This is a genomic window from Chitinimonas violaceus (assembly GCF_052601015.1).
On record NZ_JBQXDJ010000099.1, the window covers coordinates 1 to 9549 of the forward strand.

Here is a 9549-nt window from a genome sequence, read left to right on the forward strand (position 1 = left end):
GCCAGGCGCCTTATAGTGAAGCCCCGGTCTCAACAGAGATCGGGGCTTTTGCTTTGCTGCTTTGCGGGTTTCGAATTGGGGGACAGTAGGAATGGAAAGAGAAACGGCCGCCACGGCGGCCGTTTCTTCAGAGGGTTGAAGCGTTTTATTTCTTCAGACATTCACTCATGAATTGTTTACGTTCAGGCCCTTTTAATTCCTTAGTTCCGGCCTCAGCGTTACATTCTTTCATTTTATTTTGTTGAATTTTCTGTTTGCTTTTTAAGCATTCACGCATGAAGGATTTACGTTCATCGCCCTTTTTATCTGCTGCCGCTTTATTACATTCAGCCATTTTATTTTGTTGTGTCGTCAGCTCTTTTGTCCCCTCAGTGGCATAGCTGATGCCAAAGGTGAGAAGCAGAACAGTGATCAAGGTAAGACGTAACATAGAAAACTCCAGATTAGAGAATATGCCATGCGAGTTTAGGGGAGGGCGGCTAGCACCGCAAATCCGTCGTTGATCGACTGTGTTAAAATTCGCGTCTTTCAGTGATTTTGTTCTGCAAGAGGGTAACACCATGGCTGGCCATTCGAAGTGGGCAAATATTCAGCATCGTAAAGGGCGTCAAGATGCAAAGCGTGGTCAGCTGTTTACTCGGCTGATCAAGGAAATTACGGTTGCTGCCAAGTTGGGTGATCCAGACCCTGCGACTAATCCGCGGTTACGCCTGGCTGTTGATAAAGCCTTGGGTGCCAATATGCCAAAGGACAACATTCAACGGGCAATTGATCGGGGTGCTGGTAATCTGGAAGGGGTCGACTACATCGAAACCCGATATGAGGGCTATGGAATCGGTGGCGCTGCGGTCATGGTGGACTGCTTGACAGACAATAAGACTCGTACCGTGGCTGATGTAAGACACGCCTTTAGTAAATATGGCGGCAATATGGGCACAGATGGTTGTGTGTCTTTTCAATTCAAACATTGTGGTTATTTGATCTTTGCACCAGGTACTAATGAAGATGCGTTGATGGAGGCGGCCTTGGAAGCGGGGGCCGATGATGTTGTAACCAACGATGATGGTTCAATTGAAGTAATTACACCGCCATATGACTTCGTCACCATCAAGGAAACTTTGGAAAAAGCAGGTTTTAAGGCTGAAATGGGGGAGGCGACGATGAAACCCCAGGCGGAAACAGAATTAACCGGCGAAGATGTAGTCAAAATGCAGAAGTTGTTGGATGCACTGGAAAGTTTGGATGATGTCCAAGAGGTGTATACGACAGCAGTTATGCATGAGTAACTTTTGAAAAAGCTATTCACGATTAAATAGCTTTTAAATGGATAAATAAAACAGGCCCATGTAAAGTGGGCCTGTTTTATTTATGCGGAGATTATTTGGAATCTTTGAGGGATTTCACGCGTAACTCATTGATCTTAGATGCGCTTTATCGATATTTACGTACTAAGCCAACCATTACACCAAAAATCTCCAATTCTGCTTTAGGGCGAATTACCGGATAAGCAGGGTTTGCAGGTAATAATACAAAGCGTCCTTGCTCACGCCCCAAAGTTTTAAGAGTGAATTCATTGTCGACAATAGCAACGACAATATCCCCATTATTGGCACTGTTACGTCGCTCTATTACTGCCAAGTCGCCCGCATGGATACCCGCATCGATCATCGAATCACCTTTTACTGGGATCAGTAATGTATTGGATGGCTGCTCGATAAGATATTGGTCAATTGCGAAGGCATCACTCCCAATATCCCGTGCTGCGATAGGCATACCGGCCGGTACTGGTTGGGAAGATAGAGTACGTTCGAAGAATCGATCAGTTGGTACCCAGTCACCGTCTTGGTTGCGGGTAATAAAGCCTTGTAACTGAAGGCGTGTCAGTAATTTGGATACAGCCGACTTACTGGCAAAGCCTAGTAAATGCATTAAACGGGCGTAAGAAGGCAGGCAGCGGTTATCTGCGTAGTAATCCTGAATACGACCTAGATAGTCGAAGTCTTTTTCGAATTCGTTCATGAAGGCTTTGTCCAACGAAGCGATGAAGGAAGTGCTTACTTTAGTGAACGTACGTTCACCTTGCAAGTTTTATGGCGGTTTTACCACGATGCAAGAAGGACCTGAGTACCGCGTATTTCATGTGCTATACCGGGATTGTGCATACCCCTAGAACGACAAACCAGGCACGACTTTCTAGCGCGAACCTTTTGACGCGCTTTACTCCAAATCGTATGACGTCTGTTCGCCATACTTAGAAGAGAGGGATCGCCATGGATATTTTCGCTAATTTCAGTGCCCGTTACGATCGTACCCGAGAGGAGGAAATGAGCCTTCGGGAGTATCTGGATCTGTGTAAGCGCGATCCCGGCGCTTACGCCACGGCACCTGAACGCATGCTGCTGGCGATTGGCGATCCTGACATGGTTGATACTCGTAATGACTCACGGCTGAGCCGGATATTTGCCAATAAGGTGATTCGGGTGTATCCGGCTTTTCGTGAATTCTATGGAATGGAAGAAGTAATTGAGCAAGTGGTCTCGTACTTCCGCCATGCGGCCCAAGGCCTGGAAGAGCGTAAACAAATTCTTTATCTGCTTGGGCCTGTAGGCGGTGGTAAATCGTCCATTGCGGAAAAGCTTAAAGAGCTGATGGAGCGGGTGCCCTTTTACTGTGTTAAGGGCAGTCCGGTAAATGAATCGCCTTTAGGACTGTTCAATGGTATGGAAGACGGGCCGATCTTGGAAGAGCAGTTCGGTATCCCACGCCGTTATTTGAAGTGCATTCCCAGTCCCTGGGCGGTGAAACGTCTACAGGAATTCAACGGGGATATTGATCAGTTCCGGGTGGTGAAACGATACCCTTCGGTACTGAAGCAAATTGCCGTGGCCAAGACAGAGCCCGGTGATGAAAACAACCAGGACATCAGCTCGCTTACCGGTAAGGTGGATATCCGTAAGCTTGAGAAGTATGCGCAGGATGATCCGGATGCATACAGCTACTCAGGTGGTTTGTGCTTGGCCAACCAGGGTCTGCTTGAGTTTGTCGAAATGTTCAAGGCACCTATCAAGGTGCTGCATCCACTGCTGACGGCGACGCAAGAAGGTAACTTCAAGGGGACGGAAGGGTTTGGCGCTATTCCTTTCGACGGCATCGTACTTGCTCACTCGAATGAATCAGAATGGAAGCAATTCAAGAACAACAAGAATAACGAAGCTTTCCTCGACCGTATTTACATCGTGAAAGTACCGTACTGCTTACGTGTCAGCGAAGAGGTGAAGATTTATGAAAAGCTGGTGCGCAACTCATCGTTGAATAACTCGCCTTGTGCGCCAGGTACTTTGAAGATGATGTCTCAGTTTTCCATTCTTTCCCGATTGAAAGACCCGGAGAACTCAAGTGTCTATTCCAAGATGCTCGTCTACGATGGCGACAACTTGAAGGATACTGATCCTAAAGCCAAGTCGATTCAAGAGTACCGTGATTTTGCAGGTGTTGATGAGGGGATGGACGGGCTTTCGACCCGCTGGGCTTTCAAGATATTGTCCAAGGTGTTCAACTTCGACCATACCGAAGTGGCTGCTAATCCGGTGCACCTGTTGTACGTATTGGAACAGCAAGTGGAGCGTGAACAGTTCGCGCCAGAGACTGAACAGAAGTATCTTGCCTATATCAAGGAGTACCTTGCAGGCCGGTATGTCGAGTTTATCGGCAAGGAAATTCAGACCGCTTACCTGGAGAGTTACTCCGAATACGGCCAAAATATTTTTGATCGTTATGTGACGTTTGCCGATTTCTGGATTCAGGATCAGGAGTATCGTGACCCAGACACAGGCGAAAGTTTCGATCGCAATGCGTTGAATAATGAGCTGGAAAAGATCGAGAAACCGGCTGGTATAAGCAACCCTAAGGATTTCCGTAACGAGATTGTGAATTTTGTTCTGAGGGCCCGCGCCAACAATGCAGGTAAGAACCCGACCTGGACAAGTTACGAGAAGCTGCGTGCCGTGATTGAGAAGAAGATGTTCTCTAATACGGAAGAGTTGCTGCCGGTGATTTCCTTCAATGCCAAAGGCAGTAACGAAGATGCTAAGAAACACGAGGACTTCGTGAACCGTATGGTGCAAAAAGGCTATACGGCCAAGCAGGTAAGACTGCTATGTGACTGGTACCTACGGGTACGTAAGTCTTCATAACGTGAACAGTGAGGCTCGCGGAGGGTGAGGTAAGCGCTTCTCACCCTTGTTAAACGCGCAGTTGCGGTTCACTTCTCACGGGAGCCACAATGGTTCATCTCATTGACCGCCGGCTCAACGGCAAGAATAAATCCGCTATCAATCGCGAGCGGTTCTTGCGTCGTTTCAAAGGCCAGATCAAGGAAGCGGTGACCCGTGCAGTCAAGGGTCGTTCCATTACCGATATCGAAAGTGGCGAGAAGGTCTCGATCCCGGTCAAGGATGTTTCCGAGCCGGTGTTTGGTCATGCCCGTGGCGGTGTCTGGGAAACAGTGCACCCAGGTAACAAGGAATACCAGAAGGGCGACTTCATTGATCGGCCCGAAGAGAACGGTGGCAAGGGTGGTTCGGGTAAAGCTTCGCAGGATGGCGAGGGAGAGGACGACTTTGTTTTCGAGCTGAGCCGCGAGGAATTTCTCAACTTCTTCTTCGAAGACCTGGAGCTGCCCAATCTGGTGAAGACTCAGCTGACCGCTACGGAGGCATTCAAACAAATTCGTGCAGGTTACAGTACCGACGGCACCCCTTCGAATATCGATGTCGTACGCTCACTCAAGGGAGCATTGGGGCGGCGTATTGCGCTTACCGCGGGGCCCATGGCGCGCTTGAATGAAGCACGTGAAGAGCTCGATGAGTTGTTGGAAAGAAGTGATGAGAACGACCCGAAGGTACTGGCGTTGCGCGAGGAGATTCGCCTGCTGAAGATGCGCATCATCGGTATCCCTTTCATTGATCCCTTCGACTTGCGTTACAGCAACCGGGTGCGTGTACCGCGGCCGCATACACAGGCAGTGATGTTCTGCGTCATGGACGTTTCCGGTTCGATGGACGAACAAAAGAAAGATACCGCCAAGCGTTTCTTTATCCTTTTGTATCTTTTCCTTACCCGCGCTTATGAAAAGATTGAAGTCGTGTTCGTACGGCACCATACCCAGGCAGCCGAGGTAAATGAACATGACTTCTTTCATGCCAGAGATACCGGCGGTACGGTGGTCAGTTCTGCATTGAAGCTGGTGCACCAGATTATTTCCGATCGCTTTCCTTCCAATGACTGGAATATCTATATCGCCCAGGCATCCGATGGTGATAACTGGGATAGTGATTCAGTCGTCTGCAAAGATATCTTGTTGGCCGATGTACTTCCGTTGGTGCAGTACTACGCCTATATCGAGATCACAGAGGGCGAACCGCAGAACTTATGGGCGGAATATGAACAGGTGCGTGATGCCTGTAGTCAGTTCGCTATGCGCAAGATCCAATCACCGGCAGATATCTACCCGGTATTCCGTGACCTCTTCAAGAAAGTGTCGAGCCACGCATGAATGAGATTGCCTCTTCACAAACAGGGATCAAAAAGCGCAGCCGTAAGAAAACCGAACCTAGCAAAGGCCCGTTGTCGACCGGGTCTGAATGGACGTTCGAGCTGATAGACAGGTATTACAGGGAAATCAGCCGGGTTGCGGGCGACTTTCAGCTCGATACCTACCCAAATCAGCTGGAGATCATTACTGCAGAACAGATGATGGATGCCTATGCCTCGGTAGGTATGCCCGTCATGTACCACCATTGGAGCTATGGCAAGCATTTCCTCAGTACAGAAAAGGGCTATAAGCGTGGTCAGATGGGGTTGGCCTATGAGATTGTGATCAACTCCAGCCCATGTATCTCTTATCTGATGGAGGAGAACTCGATCACCATGCAGGCACTGGTGATCGCACACGCGGCTTTTGGCCACAATAGCTTCTTCAAGGGCAATTATCTTTTCCGAACCTGGACTGATGCTTCAGCCATCATCGATTACCTGGTTTTCGCCCGACAATACATTCGCAAGTGTGAAGAACGTTATGGTGTCGATGCGGTGGAGGAATTGCTTGATAGCTGTCATGCCCTAATGAATTATGGGGTGGACCGCTATAAGCGCCCACCCAAATTGTCGGTGAGTGAAGAGCAGGCTCGCCAGGCGGAACGGGCTGACTATCTGCAAAGCCAGGTCAATGAGTTGTGGCGCACATTGCCACGGCGTCAGGAAGAGGCAGAAAAGGAGAAGTCCCGGCGTTTTCCTGAGGAGCCTCAGGAGAATCTTCTCTATTTCATAGAAAAATTCGCACCGCTGTTGGACCCATGGCAGCGCGAGGTAGTGCGTATCGTGCGCAAGGTCGCCCAGTATTTCTACCCGCAACGGCAGACGCAGGTAATGAACGAAGGGTGGGCAACCTTCTGGCACTACACCATCATGAACCGGCTTTACGACGAGGGACTGCTGACTGATGGCGCATTGATGGAATTCCTGCACTCGCATACGAATGTGGTCTATCAGCCACCAGTCACTAGTCGTTGGTACTCCGGGATCAACCCCTATGCGCTTGGCTTTGCCATGTATAGCGATATCAAGCGTATCTGTGAGAAGCCGACTGAAGAGGACCATCTCTGGTTTCCGGGTCTGGCCGGTACTCCATGGCGGCCTGCTTTGGAGTTCGCCATGAAGAACTTCAAGGACGAAAGCTTTATTGCGCAGTATTTGTCACCCAAGCTGATTCGTGACTTCCGGCTCTTCTCGGTACGCGACGATGACCAGGAAGCCAAGCTGGAAATCAGTGCAATCCATGATGATGAAGGGTACCGGATGATCCGGCATAAGCTGGCCGACCAGTACAATCTTGGTAATCGTGAACCGAATATCCAGATCTGGGATGTCAACACCCGGGGTGACCGCTCCCTGACCTTACGCCATACGCAGCATAATCGCAGGCCGCTGGGAAACAGCGTGCATGAGGTGCTCAAACATATCGCAAGGTTATGGGGCTTTTCGGTAAAGCTTGAAAGCTGCGACCCGGAAGGCACAGTAATACTGAGTTATGAATGCAAGCTTGAAAAGCGGCATGGATAGTTGGTCTGCCGTGGTTTGATTGGAATGAAGCCAATATAAGTCGCTTCGTCGAATCGATGGGTGGGCAGCGCAGGTTTTCCGTATTACGGAGCGCAACACCTACAACGCCAGGCTCGACTTTGCCACGTGCAATAGAGAAGATAGCCTGTGTGCTGATATCGAAGACAAGAGAATATGAGCCAAGACAAAAGCGACGGCGTTCACTACGATGCCCGCCATGCCGCCGTCTACGATAGCAAGATTCGCCAGTTGATCCCTGCTTACGAATGGCTGCATCAGCTCTCTACTGACCTGTTGCTGGCCATGCTGCCGGAAGATGCCAGGATATTGGTGGCAGGCAGTGGCACAGGGGAGGAGCTGCTGCGGTATGCTAAGGCATCGCCTGAATGGCAGCTTTGTGGCATCGAGCCTTCTCCAGATATGAATGACGTGACTGAAAACCGTATTCGTGAGGCTGCGTTGCAAGACCGTATTGCGCTTTATCCGGGCTATGTTGGTGAAGTGGATGTCGGGCAGGAGTTTGATGCAGTTACCAGTCTGCTGGTCATGCATTTCTTGCCGGATGAAGCCAGTAAAGAGCGTTATCTGGCCAGTCTTGCCAATACGCTGGAGCCTGGCGGCGTACTGCTGCTGGCTGATTTAGTGGGTGAACGCGGTGAGGATGGGTTTGAACAGCTGTTTGACAGCTGGTACCAGCAACAGTGCCGTACGCGGGATCGACAAGACTTGGTTGAGCTCGACTTCATGCACCTGCGTGAGAACGTATATCCCATTGCGCCTGCAAGCCGCCATGCTTTGTTGGCAGAGGTGGGGCTGGTGGAACAAGGTGAATACTGGCGCGCATTTGGGTTGTCGGCAATTTGGGCAGTCAAGCAAGGCGTTGCCAGTTGAAGACCAACAGTTTTGTGCATCAAATTAAAAAGGGCCTGAATTCAGGCCCTTTTCGCATGCTTGCTTCGAAGAGGGTGAAGCGTATCTTCCACAAGCAACAATAGGTTTACCCCAAACGCGCCGCGACGACATCCCAGTCAACCAGCTTCCAGAAGGCTTCCAGGTAGTTGGGGCGGCTGTTGCGGTAGTCGATGTAGTAGGCGTGTTCCCATACATCGGCGGTGAGCAAGGCAACTTCAGCGGTCGTCAGCGGGGTAGCTGCGGCAGTAGTGTTGACGATATCCAATGTGCCATCCGGCTTTTTCACCAGCCAAGTCCAGCCTGAGCCGAAATTACCGGCTGCCGAAGTATTGAAGGCCTTCTTGAACTCATCCACCGTGCCCCACTTGGCATTGATGGCAGCCAGCAGCTTGCCGGTTGGCTGGCGCGCTTCGCCAGCGTTGGGCTTGAAACCCATCCAGAAGAAAGTGTGGTTCCACACTTGGGCTGCGTTGTTGAACAGGCCGCCAGCAGGGGCTTTCTTCACAATCTCTTCCAGGCTGGCATTCTCGTGCTCGGTACCTTTGATCAGATTGTTCAGGTTGGTGATATAGGTCTGATGGTGCTTGCCGTAGTGATATTCCAGCGTTTCCTTGGACATATGCGGTGCAAGGGCGTCGAGAGCGTAAGGAAGTTCGGGCAGCTTGTGTTCCATGATCATTCTCCAGGACGGTTTTTGATAGGCCTGACTTATAGTCTGGCTCTTAGAAAGACGTGAAATCATAGCGCGGCCAGGGGGGATAGCCAATAGTTGACTAAATTGCTCCGCTATTTCGACTGGCTTTGATCCGCGTATATGCACAACTATAGGGTATTCACCCTGTGGGCGGTTAGCGCCCAGCTATCTTCCGATACGCTTAGGTGGGATAGCTGCTGGATAGTTGCTTTGGGTTTTAGGGGCGGTTCAGCGTTTCGCGAGCTAGACATGCTGAGGAGCCTTCAATGCTGTATTGCTGATGCGCGGCAGGCTTTGTGTAATTTAATGAGAGAAATTGATGAGTAGCGAGCTACAGATAGTGGACCTTCAATTGGGTGACGGTAAAGAGATAGTCAAGGGTGCCCTGATCACTACACAGTATGTTGGTTTTCTGGAGGACGGTACCAAGTTCGACGCTTCTTACGATCGAGGCAAACCGTTTCAGTGCGTTATCGGAACCGGCCGTGTGATCAAGGGATGGGATCTGGGATTGATGGGTATGAAGGTGGGGGGCAAGCGTAAGCTCTACGTGCCTGCACATTTGGCATATGGCGAAAGGCAGATTGGTGCGCATATCAAGCCGAATTCAAACTTGATTTTCGAGATAGAACTGTTGGAAGTGCTGACGCGTGATGATTGAGTACGTATCTCCCTGATTTGCGTTCTAAGAATCTGTCTGAGGTAGCCTGAATTCCGTAGACACACCTGATTGGTAAACTTGAGCCAACAGGAGGCTGCGGTGAGTAAGAGAGAAACACAAAGCTATACGTCGGAATACCGAGCGGAAGCCATCAAGTTAGTGC

Annotated in this window: 9 protein-coding genes; 6 read left to right on the forward strand and 3 right to left on the reverse strand. The window is 50.1% G+C overall.

Annotation, left to right across the window (positions count from 1 at the left end; translation table 11 throughout):
- Window positions 1–145: 145 nt before the first annotated feature.
- Window positions 146–430 (reverse strand): PsiF family protein, encoded by a 285-nt coding sequence (locus ACUHMQ_RS19195; RefSeq protein WP_445297068.1) that lies wholly within the window; start codon window positions 428–430, stop codon window positions 146–148.
- Between the two features lie 130 nt (window positions 431–560).
- On the opposite strand from ACUHMQ_RS19195, the gene ACUHMQ_RS19200 reads away from it, so the two are divergent.
- Window positions 561–1286 (forward strand): YebC/PmpR family DNA-binding transcriptional regulator, encoded by a 726-nt coding sequence (locus tag ACUHMQ_RS19200; RefSeq protein ID WP_445297069.1) that lies wholly within the window; start codon window positions 561–563, stop codon window positions 1284–1286.
- A 145-nt stretch (window positions 1287–1431) separates the two neighbouring features.
- Here ACUHMQ_RS19200 and ACUHMQ_RS19205 read toward each other — a convergent pair whose 3' ends face one another.
- Window positions 1432–2019 (reverse strand): LexA family protein, encoded by a 588-nt coding sequence (locus ACUHMQ_RS19205; protein WP_445297070.1) that lies wholly within the window; start codon window positions 2017–2019, stop codon window positions 1432–1434.
- Between the two features lie 251 nt (window positions 2020–2270).
- Here ACUHMQ_RS19205 and ACUHMQ_RS19210 point away from each other — a divergent pair, with 251 nt between their 5' ends.
- The 4 genes from ACUHMQ_RS19210 (at window position 2271) to ACUHMQ_RS19225 (ending at window position 8010) form a co-directional block, all read left to right on the forward strand.
- Window positions 2271–4193, forward strand: a complete 1923-nt coding sequence (locus tag ACUHMQ_RS19210) for a PrkA family serine protein kinase (RefSeq protein ID WP_445297071.1) — start codon at window positions 2271–2273, stop codon at window positions 4191–4193.
- An 89-nt stretch (window positions 4194–4282) separates the two neighbouring features.
- Window positions 4283–5554 carry a YeaH/YhbH family protein gene (locus tag ACUHMQ_RS19215; protein WP_445297072.1) on the forward strand — a complete coding sequence of 424 codons (1272 nt, stop codon included), beginning with the start codon at window positions 4283–4285 and terminating at the stop codon, window positions 5552–5554.
- On the forward strand, window positions 5551–7119 hold the full coding sequence (locus ACUHMQ_RS19220; protein WP_445297073.1) for a SpoVR family protein: 1569 nt from the start codon (window positions 5551–5553) through the stop codon (window positions 7117–7119). Before ACUHMQ_RS19215 ends, ACUHMQ_RS19220 begins: the two co-directional genes overlap by 4 nt.
- Before the next feature lie 174 nt (window positions 7120–7293).
- Window positions 7294–8010, forward strand: coding sequence for a class I SAM-dependent methyltransferase (locus ACUHMQ_RS19225; protein ID WP_445297074.1), 717 nt, complete (start codon window positions 7294–7296; stop codon window positions 8008–8010).
- A gap of 106 nt (window positions 8011–8116) precedes the next feature.
- Here ACUHMQ_RS19225 and ACUHMQ_RS19230 read toward each other — a convergent pair whose 3' ends face one another.
- The gene (locus ACUHMQ_RS19230; protein ID WP_445297075.1) at window positions 8117–8704 is read right to left on the reverse strand and encodes a superoxide dismutase; all 588 of its coding nucleotides are present in this window, start codon (window positions 8702–8704) and stop codon (window positions 8117–8119) included.
- Window positions 8705–9044: 340 nt separating this feature from the next.
- On the opposite strand from ACUHMQ_RS19230, the gene ACUHMQ_RS19235 reads away from it, so the two are divergent.
- Window positions 9045–9386 carry an FKBP-type peptidyl-prolyl cis-trans isomerase gene (locus ACUHMQ_RS19235; RefSeq protein ID WP_445297076.1) on the forward strand — a complete coding sequence of 114 codons (342 nt, stop codon included), beginning with the start codon at window positions 9045–9047 and terminating at the stop codon, window positions 9384–9386.
- Window positions 9387–9549 lie beyond the last annotated feature (163 nt).

What these genes read in the sequence shown, in the direction of transcription:
- ACUHMQ_RS19220 (WP_445297073.1), top strand. Translation starts at nt 5,551, where the DNA reads ATGAATGAGATTGCCTCTTCACAAACAGGGATCAAAAAGCGCAGCCGT.
- ACUHMQ_RS19205 (WP_445297070.1), bottom strand. Translation starts at nt 2,019, where the DNA reads ATGAACGAATTCGAAAAAGACTTCGACTATCTAGGTCGTATTCAGGAT.
- ACUHMQ_RS19195 (WP_445297068.1), bottom strand. Translation starts at nt 430, where the DNA reads ATGTTACGTCTTACCTTGATCACTGTTCTGCTTCTCACCTTTGGCATC.
- ACUHMQ_RS19235 (WP_445297076.1), top strand. Translation starts at nt 9,045, where the DNA reads ATGAGTAGCGAGCTACAGATAGTGGACCTTCAATTGGGTGACGGTAAA.
- ACUHMQ_RS19230 (WP_445297075.1), bottom strand. Translation starts at nt 8,704, where the DNA reads ATGGAACACAAGCTGCCCGAACTTCCTTACGCTCTCGACGCCCTTGCA.
- ACUHMQ_RS19215 (WP_445297072.1), top strand. Translation starts at nt 4,283, where the DNA reads ATGGTTCATCTCATTGACCGCCGGCTCAACGGCAAGAATAAATCCGCT.
- ACUHMQ_RS19210 (WP_445297071.1), top strand. Translation starts at nt 2,271, where the DNA reads ATGGATATTTTCGCTAATTTCAGTGCCCGTTACGATCGTACCCGAGAG.
- ACUHMQ_RS19200 (WP_445297069.1), top strand. Translation starts at nt 561, where the DNA reads ATGGCTGGCCATTCGAAGTGGGCAAATATTCAGCATCGTAAAGGGCGT.
- ACUHMQ_RS19225 (WP_445297074.1), top strand. Translation starts at nt 7,294, where the DNA reads ATGAGCCAAGACAAAAGCGACGGCGTTCACTACGATGCCCGCCATGCC.